17 protein-coding genes are annotated in these 19,371 nt (G+C 60.0%); 5 read left to right on the top strand and 12 right to left on the bottom strand.

Features of this window, described 5'->3' with window-relative positions; translation table 11 throughout:
* The first annotated feature begins 22 nt into the window (after positions 1-22).
* Positions 23-1,423, top strand: a complete 1,401-nt coding sequence (locus EKM85_RS03895; RefSeq protein ID WP_125584957.1) for a 6-phospho-beta-glucosidase — start codon at positions 23-25, stop codon at positions 1,421-1,423.
* A 72-nt stretch (positions 1,424-1,495) separates the two neighbouring features.
* Here EKM85_RS03895 and EKM85_RS03890 read toward each other — a convergent pair whose 3' ends face one another.
* Complete coding sequence (locus EKM85_RS03890; RefSeq protein WP_125584956.1) at positions 1,496-2,686, bottom strand: aminotransferase-like domain-containing protein; 1,191 nt, start codon at positions 2,684-2,686, stop codon at positions 1,496-1,498.
* 252 nt (positions 2,687-2,938) lie between these two features.
* Here EKM85_RS03890 and EKM85_RS03885 point away from each other — a divergent pair, with 252 nt between their 5' ends.
* The 3 genes from EKM85_RS03885 (at position 2,939) to EKM85_RS03875 (ending at position 6,317) form a co-directional block, all read left to right on the top strand.
* The gene (locus EKM85_RS03885) at positions 2,939-4,390 is read left to right on the top strand and encodes an amino acid permease (protein ID WP_125584955.1); all 1,452 of its coding nucleotides are present in this window, start codon (positions 2,939-2,941) and stop codon (positions 4,388-4,390) included.
* A gap of 123 nt (positions 4,391-4,513) precedes the next feature.
* Entirely contained in the window at positions 4,514-4,936 is a 423-nt protein-coding gene (locus EKM85_RS03880) for a MarR family winged helix-turn-helix transcriptional regulator (RefSeq protein ID WP_125584954.1), read from the top strand.
* On the top strand, positions 4,929-6,317 hold the full coding sequence (locus EKM85_RS03875) for an MFS transporter (RefSeq protein WP_125584953.1): 1,389 nt from the start codon (positions 4,929-4,931) through the stop codon (positions 6,315-6,317). The genes EKM85_RS03880 and EKM85_RS03875 overlap by 8 nt, the downstream gene beginning before the upstream one ends.
* A gap of 128 nt (positions 6,318-6,445) precedes the next feature.
* Here EKM85_RS03875 and EKM85_RS03870 read toward each other — a convergent pair whose 3' ends face one another.
* The 7 genes from EKM85_RS03870 to rpsO form a co-directional block, all read right to left on the bottom strand.
* Complete coding sequence (locus EKM85_RS03870; RefSeq protein ID WP_164510649.1) at positions 6,446-7,642, bottom strand: MFS transporter; 1,197 nt, start codon at positions 7,640-7,642, stop codon at positions 6,446-6,448.
* Positions 7,643-7,744: 102 nt separating this feature from the next.
* The gene (gene tuf, locus EKM85_RS03865; RefSeq protein WP_125584951.1) at positions 7,745-8,935 is read right to left on the bottom strand and encodes an elongation factor Tu; all 1,191 of its coding nucleotides are present in this window, start codon (positions 8,933-8,935) and stop codon (positions 7,745-7,747) included.
* Positions 8,936-9,143: 208 nt separating this feature from the next.
* Complete coding sequence (locus tag EKM85_RS03860) at positions 9,144-10,061, bottom strand: tetratricopeptide repeat protein (RefSeq protein WP_125584950.1); 918 nt, start codon at positions 10,059-10,061, stop codon at positions 9,144-9,146.
* Between the two features lie 97 nt (positions 10,062-10,158).
* Entirely contained in the window at positions 10,159-11,838 is a 1,680-nt protein-coding gene (locus EKM85_RS03855; RefSeq protein ID WP_125584949.1) for a ribonuclease J, read from the bottom strand.
* 152 nt (positions 11,839-11,990) lie between these two features.
* Positions 11,991-12,623, bottom strand: a complete 633-nt coding sequence (locus tag EKM85_RS03850; protein ID WP_125584948.1) for an HAD family hydrolase — start codon at positions 12,621-12,623, stop codon at positions 11,991-11,993.
* Positions 12,620-13,219, bottom strand: a complete 600-nt coding sequence (locus EKM85_RS03845) for a sugar O-acetyltransferase (protein ID WP_125584947.1) — start codon at positions 13,217-13,219, stop codon at positions 12,620-12,622. Before EKM85_RS03845 ends, EKM85_RS03850 begins: the two co-directional genes overlap by 4 nt.
* A 304-nt stretch (positions 13,220-13,523) precedes the next feature.
* A complete protein-coding gene (rpsO, locus tag EKM85_RS03840; protein ID WP_125584946.1) occupies positions 13,524-13,793 on the bottom strand; it encodes a 30S ribosomal protein S15 in 270 nt (89 codons plus the stop codon).
* Positions 13,794-14,312: 519 nt separating this feature from the next.
* Between rpsO and rpsT the strand changes: the two genes are divergently transcribed.
* A complete protein-coding gene (gene rpsT, locus EKM85_RS03835; protein WP_125584945.1) occupies positions 14,313-14,567 on the top strand; it encodes a 30S ribosomal protein S20 in 255 nt (84 codons plus the stop codon).
* Positions 14,568-14,874: 307 nt separating this feature from the next.
* On the opposite strand, the gene EKM85_RS03830 is transcribed toward rpsT, so the two are convergent.
* The 4 genes from EKM85_RS03830 to EKM85_RS03815 form a co-directional block, all read right to left on the bottom strand.
* The gene (locus EKM85_RS03830; RefSeq protein ID WP_125584944.1) at positions 14,875-15,360 is read right to left on the bottom strand and encodes a hypothetical protein; all 486 of its coding nucleotides are present in this window, start codon (positions 15,358-15,360) and stop codon (positions 14,875-14,877) included.
* Positions 15,361-15,465: 105 nt separating this feature from the next.
* Positions 15,466-16,506: a DNA polymerase III subunit delta gene (gene holA / locus EKM85_RS03825; protein WP_125584943.1), complete on the bottom strand. Its 1,041-nt coding sequence runs from the start codon at positions 16,504-16,506 to the stop codon at positions 15,466-15,468.
* Positions 16,503-18,677 (bottom strand): DNA internalization-related competence protein ComEC/Rec2, encoded by a 2,175-nt coding sequence (locus EKM85_RS03820; protein WP_125584942.1) that lies wholly within the window; start codon positions 18,675-18,677, stop codon positions 16,503-16,505. Before EKM85_RS03820 ends, holA begins: the two co-directional genes overlap by 4 nt.
* Complete coding sequence (locus EKM85_RS03815) at positions 18,674-19,324, bottom strand: helix-hairpin-helix domain-containing protein (RefSeq protein ID WP_125584941.1); 651 nt, start codon at positions 19,322-19,324, stop codon at positions 18,674-18,676. The genes EKM85_RS03820 and EKM85_RS03815 overlap by 4 nt, the downstream gene beginning before the upstream one ends.
* Positions 19,325-19,371 lie beyond the last annotated feature (47 nt).

Here is a 19,371-nt window from a genome sequence, read left to right as displayed (position 1 = left end):
AGACAACAAGGAGGAATGACTCATGTCACATTCAGCATTGAAGTTGGTCACGATCGGCGGCGGTTCCAGTTACACCCCAGAACTCATCGAAGGTTTCATCAAGCGCCAGGATCAGCTGCCGATCAAGGAGATCTGGCTGGTCGATATCCCGGAAGGTGAAAAAAAGCTGCAAATCGTCGGGGCAATGGCCAAGCGGATGGTCAAAGCGGCCGGCCTCGACTGGACGGTTCACCTGACGCTGGACCGGCGGGAGGCGCTGAAGGATGCCGATTTTGTCTCGACGCAGTTTCGGGTCGGGCTGCTGGAGGCGCGGGTCAAGGATGAACGCATCCCCGGCTACTACGGGATGCTGGGCCAGGAAACCAACGGCGCGGGCGGCATCTTCAAGGCCTTCCGCACCGTGCCGGTGATCCTGGACATCGTCAAAGACATGAAGGAACTCTGCCCGAACGCCTGGCTGATCAACTTCACTAACCCAAGCGGCATGATCACCGAGGCGATCCGCACCTACGGCCACTGGGACAAGGTGATCGGCCTGTGCAACGTGCCGGTCAACGCGATGCTCAGCGAGCCCGCCACCATCGGCAAGACGCGCGAGGAGCTGACGTACAAGTTTGCCGGCATCGACCACTTCCACTGGCACCGCGTCTGGGATAACACCGGCCGCGAGGTGACGATGGACATCCTGAAGGCGATGTACGCGGGCCGGGACGGCGGGCTGCCGAAGAACATTTTCGACGTGCAATTCTTCCGCGAACAGGTCGACCAGATGAAAATGATTCCCTGCGCCTACCACCGCTACTACTACCGGGAAGAGGAAATGCTTAAGCACAGCTTGGATGAATGGCAAGGTGTTGGCACCCGCGCCCAGCAGGTCATGCAAATCGAGCACGAACTCTTCCAGCTTTACCAGGATCCCAACCTGGATCACAAGCCCGCTCAGCTCGCCCAGCGCGGCGGCGCCCATTACTCGGATGCGGCCTGCGAAGCGATCGCCTCAATTTATGGCGACAAGCACACGCACATGGTCGTCTCCACGCTGAACCAAGGCGCGATCCCGGACCTGCCCGAAGACCACGTCGTCGAGGTCTCTGCCGTGATCAGTGCCAGCGGCGCCTTGCCGATCGCCTTTGGCCGCTTCCAGCCGGCCGAACGCGGCTGGCTTCAGCTGATGAAGAACATGGAGCTAGTCATCGACGAAGCCGCCGCCACCGGCGACTACGGCCTGGCCCTGCAGGCGTTCACCATGAACCCAATGATCACGTCGGGTCAGCGCGCCAAGGACATGTTGGACGAGATGCTCGTCGCCAACGAGAAAGACCTGCCGCAATTTGCTGGCAAGATCAAGGCCCTCAAGGCGGCCGGCGTCACCGTCCACGATGAGGTGGCGGCGCACATCGACGAACACATCGGGCAAATTTAACCAGCGCGCCACTAAAAAGCGTCTTCACTGCCTTTTCGCAGCGAAGACGCTTTTACGTTGGTGCCAGCCCGATCAGTCAGCGGAACCGGTGGCCTGCCTAACGCGCTGCCGGAGCGCTTTGGTTAGGCGCTTGACGCCCGGTTCGATGTCTTCGCGGGCCGGAGCCGCAAAAGTCAGGCGGGCGCCGCTGGCCATCGTGTGGTGCGGCGACAGGTTGCGCCCCGGCACCAGGCTGACGTGCGCCGGCAGCAGCGTCCCCTTCTGCAGGCGCGTCATGTCGAGCCCCGCGGGCCCCTGGAGCCACAGGAAGAACCCGCCGTGCGGCTGCGTGACCGCAAACCCGCTGGGCAGCTCCCGGTGCAGCGCCGCCAGCATCACGTCCCGCTTGTCCCGGTACGTCTGGCGCAGCTGCGCCAAGTGCGCCGGAAAGTCGGCAGCGTCAAGGTAGCGACTCACCCCGCGCTGGATGAGGGCACTGGACTCCACGTCCGCGGCCCCTTTGAGCGTTTCCAGGCCGTCAAGCAGCTGTGGGCTGGCCACCAGCCAACCCAGGCGCAGGCTAGGCGAAAGGATCTTGGACATACTGCCGAGGAAGATCACGCGGCCTTCGGTGTCGAACGCTTTGATCGGCGGCAAGCTCGCCCCTTCGTAGCGCAGGAAGCGGTACGGCCCGTCTTCCAGGATCAGGACGTCGAAGCGGTTGGCCAGCCGCACGAGGGCCTGGCGCTTTTCCAGGCTCATCACGGCCCCGGTCGGGTTCTGAAAGTCCGGCACCGTGTAGATCATCTTGACCGGGTGCGTCAGCTGGATCTTCTGCAAGGCCTCCAGGTCCATCCCGTCCTCCTGCATCGGCACCTCGTAATACGTTGGGGCGTACTGGTTGAACGCGGCCAGTGCACCGAGGTAGGTCGGCGCCTCGACCACCAGGCCGTCACCAGGATCCAGCATCAAGCGCGCGGTCAGATCAATGCCCTGCTGCGCGCCCTGGGTGATCAGAATGTCCGTCCCGGTCGCCTTGATCCCGTCCGCCATCATTAGCGCAGCCAGCTGGTCGCGCAGCGCGCGATCACCCCACGCGTCAGCGTACTGGAAGGCGGCCCGGTCAGCGGCGGCCTGCTTGAGCCCATTGGTCAGTTCAGCCTGCGGAAACATGGCCGGGTCCGGATAGCCGCCGGCAAACGAGATCTGCTGGGGGTCCGGCGCGGTGTAGAGGTCATTGAGCCCGACATTTTGCGTAGCGGCGACACGGTTAGCTAATTTCATGGGGATGCGACCTTTCCGGTTAAGATTAACTTCATCGTAGTCGCTTGGCCGGGTGAAGTAAAACTCATCTTTTTCCGGCTAGAATGAATGAAATTCACTTTAACGACGATTGGCCTCGCCGCCGGGCGGATTCTGATGGTGTGCGCCCATGCCCACACTTAATAGATTCATGAGAGCCGCTATCATCAGGGCTTAATCCCCCTATGTTAAGCTCGTCGTTATGTTTATTACGGTTTACGGAGGGTTTATTCGATGAGTACCAAATCAAATGCCAGCGGCGAGGCAGGCAGCGTGAAGCGGTCCCTACAGACGCGCCACCTGTCGATGATCGCGCTCGGCGGCAGTATCGGCACTGGCCTGTTTGTCACCAGCGGCTCCACCATTGCCACCGCCGGGCCGGGCGGCGCGCTGCTCGCCTACATGGCGATCGGGATCATGGTGTACTTTCTCATGACCAGCCTCGGGGAAATGGCGACCTACATGCCCGTCTCCGGCTCGTTCGCCGAGTACGCGACGCGCTTCGTCGATCCGGCCGCCGGCTTCGCGCTCGGGTGGAACTACTGGTTCAACTGGGCGATCACCTTGGCCGTGGACATTTCCACCACGGCGATCCTCATGCACTTCTGGCTGCCGCACGTCCCCGGCTGGCTCTTCTCGGTGGGGTTTCTGGCCCTGATCTTCATCCTCAACGTCATTTCGGTCAAAGCGTTCGGCGAGACCGAGTACTGGCTGGCGATGATCAAAGTGATCACGGTCCTCGTCTTCCTGGCGGTGGGCCTGCTGACGATCATCGGGGTGCTGGGCGGCGGCCAGGCGATCGGCCTGCGCAACTTCACCGTGGGGGACGCGCCGTTTCACGGCGGCTGGCCGGCGGGCCTGTCGGTGTTTGTGGTGGCGGGGTTTTCTTTTCAGGGCACGGAGCTGATCGGCATCACGGCCGTTGAATCCGCGACCCCGGAAACCAGCATCCCCAAGGCAATCAAAGAGGTCTTCTGGCGGATCCTGATCTTCTACATCCTTGCCATTGCGGTGATCGCCGCCCTGATCCCCTACATGGACCCGAATTTGCTCGGGGCCAGCGAGACCCACGTCGCGATGTCCCCGTTCACGCTGGTCTTCCAACGGATCGGTCTCGCCGGGGCGGCCAGCCTGATGAACGCGGTCATTCTCACCTCGGTCCTGTCATCGGCCAACTCGGGCATGTACGCCTCCACCCGCATGCTGTGGGCCATGGGGGCCAATGGCATGGCGCCGCGCATCTATGGTAAAACCAACCGGCGCGGGGTGCCGCTGCCGGCGCTGCTGCTCACCACGCTGGTCGGCGCACTGACCTTCCTCACCAGCATTCTCGGCACCAACGTCTACCAGCTGCTGGTCGCGGCCAGCGGGCTGACCGGCTTCATCGCGTGGATCGGCATCGCCGTCTCCCACCTGCGCTTCCGCCGCGCGCTGATCAAGCAGGGCCACAGTGTCGACGAGCTCGTCTACCACGCCAAAATGTTCCCGTTCGGCCCGCTCCTAGCGCTGGTCCTCGGCATCGTCGTGATCATCGGTCAGGACATCCCGTCGCTGAAGGCCTTCGCCTGGGATAAGCTGATCATTTCGTACATGTCGATCCCCCTATTCATCGTCCTCTTCACTTGGTACAAGCTCAGGCATCACACCCACCTGATCCCGCTGGACGAGATCAAGCTCAAAGATTAACTCAGGGACCATCAGCCGGGGGCTGATGGCCTTTTTTCGTCCGTTCGCCAATTGGCCTTTGCACTCAGCCAGCAATTGGTGTAGGGTAGCTTTCGTTAGCTCACTAACGAAAGGACGATTCACATGTCAAACTTTGGGATGGTCATTAAACAAGCCACCAACCAGATGAACAAACACATGGACACCTACGCCAAACAGTTCGGCCTGACGGGCACACAGATGTCGATCATTGATTTCGTGGGTAACCACGGTCAAGTGCTGCAACGCGACATTGAGGCCGAGTTCGCCATCCAGCGCTCCACTGCCACGCTGACGCTGCAACGCATGGAGAAAAGCGGCCTGATCAAGCGCGTTGCCGCCCCCGCCGACGCCCGGCAAAAGGCGGTCAGCCTGACGCCCAAGGCTGCCAAGCTGAAACAGAAGATCACGGCCTACATTCAGGGCCAGCAGGACGCGATGACCACCGCGTTTACGCCGGCTGAACAGGCCGTTTTCGACCGGATGATCACCACCTTCATCCAGTTGAACGGAGGCGCCCATGACTGATCCGCAACGCATTCGCCCGCGCGTGATCGGCGCGGTCTTAGCGACGGGCATCATGTCGTTTTGCGGCGTGATCGTCGAAACCGCCATGAATGTCACCTTCCCCACGCTGATGCGCGAGTTTCACGTCGCTACCAACACGGTCCAGTGGATGACCACGCTTTACCTGCTGGTCGTCGCCTCAATGGTGCCGCTGTCGGCCACCCTCAAGCGCCGCTTCAAAAACAAACCGCTGTTTCTGGTTGCCATCACGCTCTTCATCGCCGGTGTTGCCCTGGACGCGGTGGCGCCGCACTTTTGGGTGCTGCTGCTCGGCCGCGGCATTCAGGGCCTGGGCACCGGCATCGCGCTGCCATTAATGTTCAACATCATCATTGAGCAGGTGCCGAAAGCCAAAATCGGCAGCATGATGGGCATCGGCACCATGATCACCGGCGTCGCCCCGGCCATCGGGCCCACGTTCGGCGGGCTGGTGGTCTCGGCGCTCAGCTGGCGCTACATTTTCGTCTTTCTCCTGCCCCTGCTGCTTCTCGCTTTGCTTCTCGGCCTGTTTTGCATCGAGCAAAAAGTGCCGACGGAAAAAGCGAGCACCGATCTGCCCAGTGTGGCGCTCATCATCGTCACCTTCTGCGGCCTGATCTTCGGCATCAGCAATTTTGGCAGCACGCCGTTTCTGACCCCTAAAGTCGGTGGGGCGATGCTGCTGGGACTCATCGCGTTGGCCCTGTTCGGCTGGCGGTCGGGTCACCTGGAGCGGCCGATCATCAATCTGAAGCTCTTCAATAATTCCACGTTCACCAGCCACATCCTGGCGTTCGCGATGCTTCAGATCAACGCGCTCGGGCTGTCCTTCCTGCTGCCAAATTACATTCAGCTGGTCGATGGCGGCACCCCGCTGACCGCCGGCCTCATTGTCCTGCCCGGTGCGGCGGTGGGCGCGCTGCTCGCCCCGCTGAGTGGCCGACTGTACGACAACGTCGGGCCCAAGCTGCCGCTGCGCCTGGGCAGCGGGATCACACTGCTGGGCATTATTCTGATGGCGGCCATGCCGCGCCTCACCGACCCACTGATTTTGGGGCTGTACCTAGTCTTCATGATCGGCATCGGCATGAGCATGGGCAACCTGATGACTAACGGCCTGCGCCAAGTCGGAAAAGCCGAGCAAACCGACGGCAACGCCATTTTCAACACGACGCAGCAGTTTGCCGCCGCGGTCGGCACTAGCGTCACGGCCGCGCTGATTGCCGCCAGCCAGAAGACCGCCGCCACCAGCGCGCAAGGCACCATGGCCGGCGCCTTGCACACGCTGATCCTGCTGGCAGTTCTGTGCGCACTGGGGCTTGGACTGATCGTTCGCGTCACCCGCAAACACGCAACTGACTGATGACACAAAAAGCTTGCCGCACCGGGGATTGTCCCTGGTCGTGACAAGCTTTTTGATTACGCTGCATCCATTAACGCCGGCCGAGAGAAAGGCGAAGGCGCGGCCTGTTTCTCAGGTCGCACCCCGAATCACGCCACTGCTTGGGCCTGCGTCCGCCGCGTCGCCCAGATCAAGAGCGCAAAGCTCAACACTAGCACGCTGCCAAGCACCGTGTACGTGTGTGCGCCCCAGGTCTTGATGAACTGGCCGAAAAAGAAATTACCCAGCGGCTGGACCCCGTCGTACACCAGGAAAATCAGCCCAAACACCCGGCCCAGCAACTCGCGCGGCGTCATGCCCTGCATGAGCGTAGCCACACTGCTGAACATCTGTGAGTTGACGAAGCCATTGATCAGCGCGAGCGCCAGCCACAGGAAATGCGTCAGGTGAATGCCAAGCCCGATCATGAGCACCCCAATGACCAACTGCTCGGTGTACACCTGCATCACCGATACGCGCCGCCGCTGCAGCGAAAGCAGCGTCCCACCCAGCAGGCCACCACACGCATTGATCAGCAGAAACGTGCTGTAGGCGCTCGGCCGGCCGGCATACAGATGATCCGCCATGTAGGGCGCCGCCAGCAAAAAGCCCGCGGCACAGAAGTTGAATGCCCCCAGCGCGAGCATCATGAGCGCCAGCTGGTGATTGCCGACGACGTACTTCAGCCCGTAGAGCGTGTCCTTGATGGGGTCACTGGCGTCTTGCCCAGGCTTGAACAGGGGACTGCTCATTGTCCAGATCAGCAGCCCGGCGATCACATACGACCCGGCGTTGATCAACAAGAAGCCCTTAAAGCCGATCCGGCCACTGCTGAGCAGCAGGCCCCCAAGCAGTGGTGACAGGATGCTGGCCATGTTGAACACAGCGTTGGCAATCGCATTGAACCGCTGCAGCGCCGACGCGGCAATGATGTCCGGGGTGATCGCTTTGGCCGCCGGAAAGTTGATGGTGGTCATGAGGTCCAGCACACTGGTAATCAGGATCAACAGCCAGGTCTGCGGCGCGCTCGGCGTGATCAGCCAGGCGCCAAGCACACAAATGGCAGCCGCGATCGTGTTGCAAACGATCATGACCCGCTTGCGATCGTGATGGTCAACGATGACCGCCGCCAGGAAATCACCGAGGAAGAACATGGTGCCGCCGACGCCCGTAATCAGCCCGATCAGCTTGGTGTCACCCGTTTGCTTGACGACCAGCCAATTGAGCCCGAGCAGATAGATGGCGCTGCCCAGTTGGGAGATGAAGGGACTTAGAACTAATTGGATACTAAAGCGATGTTTTTGCATAATCATTATTATATCGCAGCTCGAACAGAAGCGCATCGCGCCTTCAGCGTATACAAAAACAGCACTCCGCAACCGCGGAATGCTGTTTCATAATACTGATGATTAGTCGAGGATCTCAGAAACGACCCCGGCACCAACAGTACGGCCACCTTCACGAACGGTGAACTTGGTACCCTTTTCAAGGGCAACAGGCGCGATCATGTCGACTTCGAAGGTAACGTTGTCGCCAGGCATAACCATTTCAACGCCATCAGGCAGTTCGATCACACCGGTAACATCAGTGGTGTGGAAGTAGAACTGAGGACGGTAGTTGGAGAAGAATGGCGTGTGACGGCCACCTTCTTCTTTGGTCAGGATGTAGACTTCAGCCTTGAACTTCTTGTGGGTCTGGATCGAACCTGGCTTAGCCAAAACTTGGCCACGCTCAACCTGATCACGGTTGATCCCACGAAGCAGAACACCAACGTTATCGCCGGCTTCCCCAAGATCAAGGGTCTTGCGGAACATTTCGAGGCCGGTAACGACGGACTTCAGGACTTCATCCTTCAGACCAACGATTGCGACTTCGTCACCGATCTTAACCGTCCCACGGTCGATACGACCAGAAGCAACGGTACCACGACCAGTAATGGTGAAGACGTCTTCAACAGGCATCAAGAAAGGCTTGTCGGTGTCACGAACTGGGGTTGGGATGTATTCGTCAACCGTGTCCATGAGTTCCTGGATAACCTTTTCTTGTTCTGGATCGCCCTGCAGAGCCTTAAGCGCTGAGCCACGGATGACAGGAATATCGTCACCAGGGAAATCGTATTCGGACAGAAGTTCACGAACTTCCATCTCGACCAAGTCGATCAGTTCGTCATCGTCAACAAGGTCTGTCTTGTTCAGGAAGACAACGATGTAGTCAACACCGACCTGACGAGCCAGCAGAATGTGTTCGCGAGTCTGTGGCATTGGGCCGTCAGTAGCGGCAACAACCAAGATCGCACCGTCCATCTGCGCAGCACCGGTGATCATGTTCTTAACGTAGTCAGCGTGCCCTGGCGCATCGATATGTGCGTAGTGACGCTTTTCGGTTTCGTATTCAACGTGGGCGGTGTTGATCGTGATGCCACGTTCCTTTTCCTCAGGCGCAGCATCGATTGATGCGTAGTCCTGTTCCTTAGCCAAGCCCTTAGCAGCCAAGACCTTGGTGATCGCCGCGGTCAGAGTTGTCTTACCGTGGTCAACGTGCCCAATCGTACCAATGTTTACGTGGGGCTTTGTGCGTTCATAGTGTTCTTTTTCAGCCATGAAAAAACGAACCTCCTGTATTTTTTCGTAAAGACACAGGCACAAAAGCCCGTAATCCTTTACGTTCTATAGTACTACATTCACGCCAAAATACCAAAACAATATTTTGACTGGAAATGAATTCCGTAGATGATTATACCAGACCACCTGCTTTTGTAAACAGGTAGCGTCAAGTTTTCATCCTTTACACGTGAAATCCGCCAAACGGCTAATTCGCCATTTCACTCAGCTTGGCCGTCTGCTCACCCAGCCAGTTGAATAACGCTCGCTCGCCTGGGGTCACGCTTGCGCCCTCCTTATCCAGGTAGCTGGCCGCGAAGTGCTTAGGATCAGCCACGGCCTGATCAATGAACGGGTAAAGGTAACCGAGCTCAAAGCGCAGCGTCTCCACCGTTGCGCGCATCAGCTCCGGATCGGTGAGGCCGATCTGCAGCTGAATCTGGTTCAGGACCGCCAGCAGCGTGGGGTCGTTCATCACCCCGGGCAGCTTACTCGGCACAACTTGGCCCGCAGTCTGGTAGCCGCTCACCGACACCGGCTTGTCCGCCCCCACCGCGGTCAGGGCGTCCAGCAGGCTGACGCGGATCGCCGGATGCACATCCGGGTCCGTGAGGTTGGGCACGGCGGCCGCGATCATGCGCGCTTTCGGCAGCCGCCCCAGGTCGGCGATCATCTGCTCCTGAGTGTGCGCATCATAGCCGCCCAGGTGGCGCAGCTTCTTCGCCAGGTCATCAAGCTCCTGGGCGTTCGCCGCATCGTCCTGCGCCTCCGCCGCCTCGACCCGCGCCATCAGCGTTTGGTGCAGCGGCCCTTCCACGTGGTGCAGGACCGCCCAGGCGAACCGGTAGTCCGGCAGGGCCAACAGCACGTCGAACAGGACGGTCGTCGTCCGCTCGCCAGCCAGAAAGTCCTCCATGTACTGACTGATGTAAGGCACCGCCAGCTTAGCCTGCTTCAGGCCGACGTAGGCTTTGACCAGGGGCCGCGCCACGTCAAAGACCGGCGTCTGCTTGTAGGCCTTCTCCAGGTGCGCCACCGCACTGGCATAGTTCTTATTTTGCAGGGCCGAGACCCCTAAAGTCAGATGACGACTGCCGTTATTCGGCAGCGGGACAACTTTTGCCATGAATGCTCTCTCCTTTTTAGTCCTCTTTAATGATACCAGTCGCAGCCCCTGGCGCAAACAAAAAGCCGAACCCGCGGGCTCGACTTGCAGCGCCTAATTACTGACGCTTGGCGCTGTTCTGGTTAACTTCCATGATGACCGGTAAGATGACCGGCCGCCGCTTCGTGTGGTCAAACAGGAAGCGAGAAAGGTCGTCGCGAACGGACTGCTTGAGCGTGCTCCAGTCAAAGGACTTGTTGTCCAATTCCTTCTGGACGGACTTCTCGACGATCTCGCTCGACTCATTAAGCAAATCACGCGAGGTCTTCACGTAAACGAAGCCTTTGCTTTGGATCTTGGGCTTGGCGACGATCTTCTTCTTCTTGCGGTCGATGGTGACCACGGCGATGAAAATGCCGTCCTCGGCGAGCATCTTGCGGTCGCGCAACACAATGTTGCCGATGTCACCGACCCCGATGCCGTCGATCATGGTGTTGCCGGCGTCAACGTGACCCGAGATGTGCATCTTGCCCTTCTCGTAGGAGATGATGTCCCCGACGTTCGGCATCAAGATGTTCTCGGCCGGGATCCCGGCATCCGCAGCGATTTCCTGGTGTGCTTCCAGCTGCCGGTACTCCCCTTCGACCGGGATCACGAACTTCGGCCGCAGCAGGTTGATCATCAGCTGCAGGTCATCCTTGTTGGCATGGCCAGACGCGTGCAGGTCGTCGGAAATGGCCTTGACCTCACCGCCGGCCCGATAGATCATGTCGCGCGTCTTGGCGGCCATGGTCTCCATCGAATGGCTGATGGTGGTCGTGATGTAGACCAAGTCGCCTTCGTGAATGTGAACTAGGCGGTGCTTGTTGTTGGCCATCCGCTGCAGGGACTTCAACGGCTCGCCCATCCGCCCGGTTTCCAAAACCACGGTTTCCTCGGGCTTCAGGTCCTTGAGCTCCTTGGTCGCGGCCAAGATGTTCTCATCCGGCAGGACCAGCGCCTTCATGCGGATCGCGGTCTTGACCACGCGTTCCACCTCACGGCCGGTCAAGACGACGCGGCGGTGCGTTTGTGCCGCGGCGTTCAGGACCTGCTGGATGCGCTGGATGTTATTGGCGACGCCGGCCACGATCACCCGCCCGTCCTGATAGTGGAAGGTCTCTTCGATGTGGTCGTAAATTTCGTTCTCACTGGCGTGCTGGTACGGCGACTCCGCATTGTTGGAATCGGACATTAGGGCCAGCACTTTGCGGTCGCCGATCTTGGCCAGGCGCGACAAGTCGGTCCGGTACATCTTCGGCGCGCCCTGGTCGAACTTGAAGTCGCCGGTGTAGACGATTGAACCATTCGGGGTCTCGACGACGATGCCGAGACTGCCCGGAATGCTGTGGGTCGTTGGGAAGAAGGACACCTTGACCTTGCCGAAGTCGATGACCGACTTTTCGGTGATCACGTGGAAGTCCTTGAACTTCTTAGCTTTTGGCGACGTCAGCGTCAGCTTGGCCAGCGCAATGGTCAACGCGGAGCCAAAGACCGGCACTGGGTGATCGGCAACGAAGTAAGGCAGCGCGCCAATCGCATCGGCGTGGCCGTGGGTGAGGAAAATGCCGGCAATCTTGTCTGCATTTTCTTCCAGATAGGTCAGGTCAGGAATGACAACATCAATGCCCAACAGCTCGTTGTCCGGATACTTCAGGCCAAAATCGACAACGAAAATTTGATCGTCCACTTCGATCGCGTACATGTTTTTACCGTTCTCACGCACACCACCGAGGGCGACCACTTTGATTTTACTCATAGGTACACCTCGTAGATTGTATTAGGTTTTTCCGCCACCCTAAGGTGACAACGAATTATTCCTTTTTCCAGTGTACCACAGGGGGCGAGGAAAACCTATTCGGGCCCTGGCCGAGTGTCGACCCAGCAGCCGCCACGGCGCTCGGCATCAGGCTAGTCCACCAGCACTGCTTGCAGCGCAGCCACAGAGTAATAGAGGTCAGCCTGCGCGGCCACCAGCTGCGCCGGCTGTGCGCTCGGGGCCCAGGCCGCAGAATAGCAGTGGACGCCTGCGGCCGCGGCCGCCTGGAGATCGCTGACGGCATCCCCCACGTACGCCAGCTCCGAGGGGGCGAGGTGCGACATCGTCAGCAGCTTTTTTAGGTTGGCCGTTTTGACGTCGTGGTCTGGCGACCCGACCAGAATCGGGGCGAAAACGCCGTTCAGGCCAAGTTGCGTCAGTGAAATCTCGCATGAACGCTGGCCCTTACCAGTGATCAACGCGACTGCGATCCCATGCGCTTCTAGGGCCGCCAAGAGCTTCAAGATGCCAGGAAAAGGCGTGCGCAAGCGGGCATGCGCTTCTTGATAGGCCTGATAGAACACCGCAGATGAAGCAGCTAGCGGGACGTCCGGCAGCAGGTCCGCCAGCATCCCCTGCTCGTTTTTACCAAACGTCGCGAGAATCTCCTGATCATCGATCTGGCGGCCGGTAAAGTGCTGGACCGTCTGGCAAAAAGCCGGCAAGATGACCGGAAATGTGTCAGCGAGTGTCCCGTCTAAGTCAAAGCCGATCATGCGGATCATTTGTCCACCTCCAGCGTCCGGATCACATGGCAAGGATTGCCCACTGCCACGCTGTGGTCAGGGACATCTTTGGTGACAATGCTGCCCGCGCCGATCACACAGCCTTCGCCGATGGTGACCCCAGGGAGCACAATCACGCCGCCGCCCAACCAGCACCCACGCTTAATGTGCACCGGCAGTGCACGAGTGAGCACAAAATGTTGCGTGTGGTCATCGGCCCATTCTGGATTCAGCCGCTCAGCAAGGGCAACTGGGTGCGTGCCAGTGTAAATCTGGACGTTCGGGGCGATCATGGTCTCGTCGTCGATCCTAATGCTGGCCGAATCCATTAGTGAACACCCCATGTTGATCGAGACCTTATTACCCAGATGAATATTCCGGGCGTAATCGCACAGAAAGGGGGTCCCCACCGTGGTGTAATCACCGACGCTGCCCAGATACCGGTTCAATAGATCCTTGCGCTGGTCCGCCTGATCATAGGTCAAATTGTTATACTGCTCCAGAAACTGACTAGCCGTTTTTTTGAAGCCCTTTAATTCAGGATCATGGGCGTCAAATAGCGCGCCGCTCTGCAACTTTTCATAATTTGTTTTCATAACAGCCTCCCTGTAATCACTCCGGCCCTATTATTTCGCAGTCCCAGCAAGGCCACAAGCACATTTCGTGACCTTACCTTGCTGCAGCTGGGCGCCGAGGGCGCAACGGGGGAACATCCTGCTACGCTCCAGGCCTCGTCGGCAAAGTACGCCGACAATGCCTGGAGCTATGATCATCCTGTCGCCATTTATGGCGTACAGGATGACATGCGGAGCGGCTGGCTGTCCCCCTTAGTACGCGACCTCTGCGCACCTTAATAAAAAAACCACCCTGCCGAAGCAGAGTGGCTTGGAAAGTTCAATATTAACGACGCAGGCCGAGGCTTTGGATCAAGTCGCGGTAACGGGAAAGGTCCTTGTTACGCAGGTAGCGAAGCAAGTTACGGCGTTGGCCGATCTTCTTCATTTCACCAACGTATGAGTGATAGTCCTTCTTGTGGTTGGACATGTGCTCCGTCAAGTTGTTGATGTCGGCGGTCAAAAGTGCGATCTGGACTTCAGCAGAACCAGTGTCGCCCTCTTTGCGCGCGTACTTCTTGATGATCTCTTCTTTTTGCTCTTTCGTTACAGCCATGGAATATTTCCACCCTTCATATAAATTGCCTGAGACTGAGCGAGGCGCGGTGAGCCGCCGGGCTAAGTGTCAGGTTCTTGGAACGGGTATTACTTTACGCTAGTGGCCGGCAGATTGCAACTGCGGCTTACCGCGCCCTAGTTGCGGATCAAGGTGTGGATCAAGTTCCAAAGCCCTGAATAACCATTATCCATTATATAGACCGATTCCAAAGATCAGCAGATAAGCCAGGCCGTATACGCACGAGGCGCGGCGACCAAACGCGAACGTCGCCACGATGAAAGAGCTCCCGGCCCCAACAAACCACAGCGTATTGGTGAGGAAGGACCGCGGCAACTGGTCTTCTGCGGCTGGCAAGGCAAGCGACGTTGATTCATAAACTAACACCCCTTCTCGAACACAGCTATCAAGCATTTTCCCTTTACAACTTTTTATTGCAATGAGGCTGGGCCTTCGGTATAATGCTATCTGTTGAAACAAAAGTTACGCACTACAAAACTCAGCCCGGAGGTGAAATTCATGCCACAAATCAAACAAGCAATCAAGCGGGTCAAGACCCAGGAAGCTTCTCGCCAACTGAATATCGGTCAAAAGAACGATATGCGGACGACCGTTAAGAAGTTCCGCGAAGCTGCAGCTGCCGGCGCTGACAACGCGCAGGACCTGTACAAGGACGCAGCACGTGCCCTTGATATGGCTGCCACCAAGCACCTGATCCACAAGAACAAGGCTGGCCGCGACAAGAGCCGTCTTCACGCCCTGCTCACCAAGTAATCAATCGCCTGCCGTGTGCAGGCTTTTTTTATGGTGCAAAGGGTCGACGCACTTAGCGGGATGGGTAGCGTAGCTCGGCGACTTGAAGCCGTTCTTTGGCTTCGAGGCGCTGAGCATAGCTGCTGCCGCATGTCAGCTTGTACGCGCTATGCGCTACAAGCTGATCAAGCCACTCCCGCGTTGTCGACCCGTCGCCCGATTAGGAAGGTGCAAAGGGTCGACGCACTTAGCGGGCGTCGTGACCACGCATCCCCCGTCAACGCCGCAAGCCTTGCTTGCGGCGTTTTTACGTGCTCAGGCAGCCCATTCACCGTGCCGAGCCCTTGACCGCCTGCCACAAATTGACCAATTCGGCAGCACTGTCACCAAGGGCCACCGCAGAATAGGCCGACCAGAAGTCCGCGCTTGGCCGGGTTAGGGTAACGAAACCCATGACCTGCCCGTTCACCAGCATGACGACCAAGATCAAGATCAGCTCACCCGCGATCGCCAGCAGCCCACGCAGAACCTGAACGGCCCGCGTGCCCGTGCGCGCAGGCCGCGGCGTCAAGCCATCCAGGTCAAACCGGAAGCCGATCGCCAGGTAGGCCAGCTCGAGGCCAACAAAATTGGCCGCGATCAGCCACCGGCCGAGTCCGCTGGCTAGACCGATCAAGACCGCCAGCTCTAGCGGCAAAAACAGCACCGCAAAGCCCGCTAAGGTCCGCATGACTTGCCGCCGCGTCCAGGCATCGTATGGCACGTGGATCCGCCAGACCCAGATGATCAGCTTGTCGAGCCACGTTTCGTCCACCGCGCTCACCTCCGCTTTTGGCCCGATCGTACCGCGGGAGAACGCCGCCCTCAACGATTTTGACTCGACCAAAAAAGCGCCGCAACTCAGGCTGCGGCGCTGTGCTCATTCGGTCAAAGCAATTTTCTGGCCGCTGGTGTACTGAAGGACGAACAGCTCAAACGCCAGATTTTTATCGACGCGGCCGGTCTTCATCGCGGTTTCGGTGTCAACGAGGCCCGCAAACGCGCGGCGCAGCGTCTTTGCGTCGATACGGCGAAGTTCCTGCATCGCCTTCTTGATCCGAAACGGATGCACCTTGAGGGTCTGCTGGATGTCGCCTTGCCCATAGCCCTTGGCGGCCAGGATCTGCACCTGCAAAAGCAGGCGAAACTGCATGACCAGGAGCGCATTCAGATGAATGGGCTCCTCTTTTTGCAGCAACAAGTCGCGATACAGGCTCAGGGCCTGCGCCGGGTCCTTGCGCACCACCGCATCGACCAGGTCAAACACGCGATCCGACAACGCCTTGGGCACCAGCTCATCGATGGCCTGCGCGTCGATGGTGGCCCCTTCCGCGGCGTAGAGCTTAAGCTTGGGCAGCTCGTGTACCATCGCGGTGTATTCCCCCGCCGTGCGCTGCACCAAGGCAGCGAGGGCAGCCGGCGTGATCTGCATGTTCTGGGCCTTGAGTTCACGCTGGACGGCGGCCTCGGCCGCGCGCTGATCCAGCGGCGCCACGTTTACGATCTTCGCCGACTTGTTGAGCGCCTTGACCACGTTCTTGCGGGCGTCGAGCTTCTCGTACGGTGCGGCCACCACCATCAGCGTGGACGGCGCCGGCTGCTTAAAGTAGGCGGTCAGCCCTTCAAGGTCGTGCTCGGGACCGGATTTCGGCTTCTCACCGGTCAAGAAGTACGGATCGGTGATCACCACTTCGCGCACGTCGCCGAAGAACGGCGGTGAGGCGGCGTCGTCCAGCGCCACCCCCACTGCCGTTTGGCGCATATCATAGGTGGCAAAATTCATGGTCTGCTGGTCGGCCGGGATCACCGCCTTCAGCGCCGCAAGGGCCTGGTCGACCAGCGCCTGCTCGGTGCCCAGCAGCAAGACCAGCTCGGGCAGCTCCCCTTTTTTCAACTGCCGAAGCAACTCTTGAACGGTCATGGGCCGCCTTCTTTCTGCAAAAATTGATGGATGCTGTGGGCGGCCGCGGAAGCATCGACCCAAATCGCGCCCCCATCGGCCGTGTTCAGCCACGGCACGCCGGCCGCTTGCAGCGTCGCCAGCGTTTCCTGATGCGGATGGCCGTAGCGATTGGCCACCCCGGCGGAAATGAGCGCCCACTGCGGCGTCACTTGGGCGATGAACGCCGGCGCAGAGGACGTCTTGGAGCCGTGGTGGCCGACTTTAAGAAAATCCACGTCCAGGTTTTGCGGCATCAACTCACGGGTCTCCACGCCTTGATCTGCGTCGCCGGTAAACAGCCATTTACTGTCCCCTATCTTACCATAGAGGACAATCGAGTCCGCGTTTTTCTCCGCGGCCGTCGTGCCACTGGGGGCGACCACCTTCAGCGTCAAAGACCCGACGTGCAGGGTTTGTCCGGCCAGTACCTGCACGTGCCGCGCCACCTTGCCGGCCTTGGCCGCCAAGATGTACGGATGGCTGGCCGCCAAGGGCGTTGTGACCAACGTGGTGACCGGCATGAGCTTAGTCAGCACCGCCGCGTCGCCCACGTGATCGGCGTCGGCGTGGGTCAGCACCAAGGCGTCCAGATGGCTGATGCCGCGCGCCCGCAGGTAGTTGACGATCACCCGCTTGGCCGGGGGATTGGTCGAGCTGCCAAAGCCCCGGCCGCCGGTGTCGATCAGGACGGTGCCCTGTTTGAACGGCGCCTCGATCAAGATGGCATCCCCCTGGCCGACGTCAAACACGGTCACCCGCGACTGGGGGTGCACATTGACGATCAGCCAGCTGCAGGCGACCCACCCCGCCAGCCACTGCCAGCGCCGGTAGGCCAACCCGACCATCACCGCCACCACGCCAACTGCGGCGAGGCCGACCGGCACCGCCCCAAAGACGATTTCACCAGGCAGCGTGGCCAGCTGAGTCAGTCCTTGCTCCGCGCTGCTCAGCAAGGACTCCAGCAGCGCCGCGCCGGGCGCGTGCAGCCAGATGCTGACGATCACTAAGGCGGGCATCAGCCCCAGCTCAAAGAGCGGCATTAACAGCCAGCTGAAGACCGAGGCCAACAGGTGCACGCGAAAAGTGTGGGCAAGCACGACCGGGGTGCTCACCACCGCCAGCCGCCAGCTAAGCCCCCACCGGCTTGCCGGCACCACCATGAGGATGAAGCACAGCAGATACGTCAGCTGCCCGCCCATGGTGTGCAGCACGTACGGCTGAAGGGTAAGGTTGAGCGCCACCGCCGCGGCAAAGCAATCCAATGGGCTCCACTGCAACCCCAGCCGGTCGCTGAGCATGGTAATCACCCGCAGCCACACCGCGCGCATGATCCCCGCAGCCGGCGGGATCAGCACAAGCAGCGTTGGCAGCAGGCCGAGCAGGCTCCAGTCGACGGCCTCTTTCGGCAGGCGCAGGCGGTCGGTCAGCCAGTACAGCGCCCCAATCAGGGCAAACAGGTGCAGTCCCGACACCGAAAATAAGTGAAAGATCCCGAGGGTCACAAACGCGTCGCACTGGTCGGCAAAATCGCTGTCCACCTGGCCCAGCAAAAGCCCCTTCGCGTAGGCCTGCGTGCGGGGCAACAGCTGCTTCAAGTGCAGCAGCACTTGGGCCCGCAGCACGTGCAGGCGTTCAATGATGCCGCGGGGTGGACGCACCGTCATCGTCAAGGGTTGCTGCTCGCTTTGCCAGGCCAGCTGGTTTTGCCGCCAGGCGTAAAGCGCGTAGTCAAACTCGTACGGGTTGCGCGCACCGCTCAGGCGCGTCAGTTCGCCCTGCCAGTGAACTGTCGCGATCGCGGTCATCTGGCTGAGCGCCGCGGCCTGAGCCGGCGTGACTTTCGCGCTGCCGCTGATCATCACGCCGTTGGCCGCCTTGCCGGTGTAGCGCACCAACTCACCGGTCACTTGCCAGGCGGTCGGCATGACGATCGCGGGGCCGCGCGGCAGCGGGGGGCTCGCCGTCAGCTGCGCGGCGCGGTAGCCCCAGCCCAACCCGAGCAGAAGCGCCAGCGGCACCGCCACTTTGGCAAGGCGGCCCGCCTTCACCGCTGCCCACCCGATCAGCAGCAGCCCGAGCCACCACGGCTGCATGAATAGCAGCATCCCACCGAGGCCGGCCGCCAGCAGGTAGACCCCCCGGCGGTTCATGGCCCGATCGTGACGAGTGGGGCAAGCTTTTCAAACGTCTTGTCGCCGATCCCGCTCACGTTTTTCAGGTCTTCCACGCTTTTGAACCCGCCGTTTTGCTCGCGGTAGGCGATGATGTCTGCTGCCTTCTTTGGGCCAATGCCTGACAGCGTCTGCAGGTCGCTTGCCGTCGCCGTGTTCAGGTTGACGAGCGGCCCGCTGCCAGCCGCAGCCGCTCCTGTCGTAGATCCAGCCGGTCCTTGGGGCGGGGCACTGACTGGCGGCGTCTCGCCGGCCTTGGGGATGTACAAACTTTCCTGGTCAACTGCGACCTGCGCCAAGTTGACCTGGCTGACGTCGGCACCAGGCGTCAGGCCCCCGGCCAGGGCCACCACGTCGACCCAGCGGGTGGCCGCCTTCACCGGGTACACTCCCGGCTTGGCCACCGCGCCCTTGATGTGGACGTAGCCGTTTTTCGGCGTACTGCTGCTGGCCTGGGCCGTGCTCGCCGCCCCGGCACTGCTGAAGCTGGTGCTCACACTGCTGAGCGGCAGCTCCTCAATCGCCGGAGCCGGCTGACGCCCCTGCCACAGGAAAAACAGGCCGGCCGCCGCCGCGACCAGGCCCAGGTACCAGTACTCGCGCACCCACTCTTTGATTGAAGCCATTTCGATCACCTCGTCAATAAATTACGCAAGCGATCAAAACTATCCAC

The sequence above is a fragment of the Lacticaseibacillus jixianensis genome, assembly GCF_003946485.1.
Taxonomy (GTDB): Bacteria; Bacillota; Bacilli; order Lactobacillales; family Lactobacillaceae; genus Lacticaseibacillus; species Lacticaseibacillus jixianensis.
This window is presented reverse-complemented; position numbering and strand designations above follow the sequence as displayed.

Coding starts and splice junctions, on each gene's coding strand:
- EKM85_RS03890 (WP_125584956.1), bottom strand. CDS start 2,686: ATGAAATTAGCTAACCGTGTCGCCGCTACGCAAAATGTCGGGCTCAAT.
- EKM85_RS03860 (WP_125584950.1), bottom strand. CDS start 10,061: ATGGCAAAAGTTGTCCCGCTGCCGAATAACGGCAGTCGTCATCTGACT.
- EKM85_RS03885 (WP_125584955.1), top strand. CDS start 2,939: ATGAGTACCAAATCAAATGCCAGCGGCGAGGCAGGCAGCGTGAAGCGG.
- EKM85_RS03850 (WP_125584948.1), bottom strand. CDS start 12,623: ATGATCCGCATGATCGGCTTTGACTTAGACGGGACACTCGCTGACACA.
- tuf (WP_125584951.1), bottom strand. CDS start 8,935: ATGGCTGAAAAAGAACACTATGAACGCACAAAGCCCCACGTAAACATT.
- EKM85_RS03870 (WP_164510649.1), bottom strand. CDS start 7,642: ATGCAAAAACATCGCTTTAGTATCCAATTAGTTCTAAGTCCCTTCATC.
- rpsO (WP_125584946.1), bottom strand. CDS start 13,793: ATGGCTGTAACGAAAGAGCAAAAAGAAGAGATCATCAAGAAGTACGCG.
- EKM85_RS03820 (WP_125584942.1), bottom strand. CDS start 18,677: ATGAACCGCCGGGGGGTCTACCTGCTGGCGGCCGGCCTCGGTGGGATG.
- EKM85_RS03880 (WP_125584954.1), top strand. CDS start 4,514: ATGTCAAACTTTGGGATGGTCATTAAACAAGCCACCAACCAGATGAAC.
- EKM85_RS03855 (WP_125584949.1), bottom strand. CDS start 11,838: ATGAGTAAAATCAAAGTGGTCGCCCTCGGTGGTGTGCGTGAGAACGGT.
- EKM85_RS03875 (WP_125584953.1), top strand. CDS start 4,929: ATGACTGATCCGCAACGCATTCGCCCGCGCGTGATCGGCGCGGTCTTA.
- EKM85_RS03845 (WP_125584947.1), bottom strand. CDS start 13,219: ATGAAAACAAATTATGAAAAGTTGCAGAGCGGCGCGCTATTTGACGCC.
- rpsT (WP_125584945.1), top strand. CDS start 14,313: ATGCCACAAATCAAACAAGCAATCAAGCGGGTCAAGACCCAGGAAGCT.
- holA (WP_125584943.1), bottom strand. CDS start 16,506: ATGACCGTTCAAGAGTTGCTTCGGCAGTTGAAAAAAGGGGAGCTGCCC.
- EKM85_RS03895 (WP_125584957.1), top strand. CDS start 23: ATGTCACATTCAGCATTGAAGTTGGTCACGATCGGCGGCGGTTCCAGT.
- EKM85_RS03815 (WP_125584941.1), bottom strand. CDS start 19,324: ATGGCTTCAATCAAAGAGTGGGTGCGCGAGTACTGGTACCTGGGCCTG.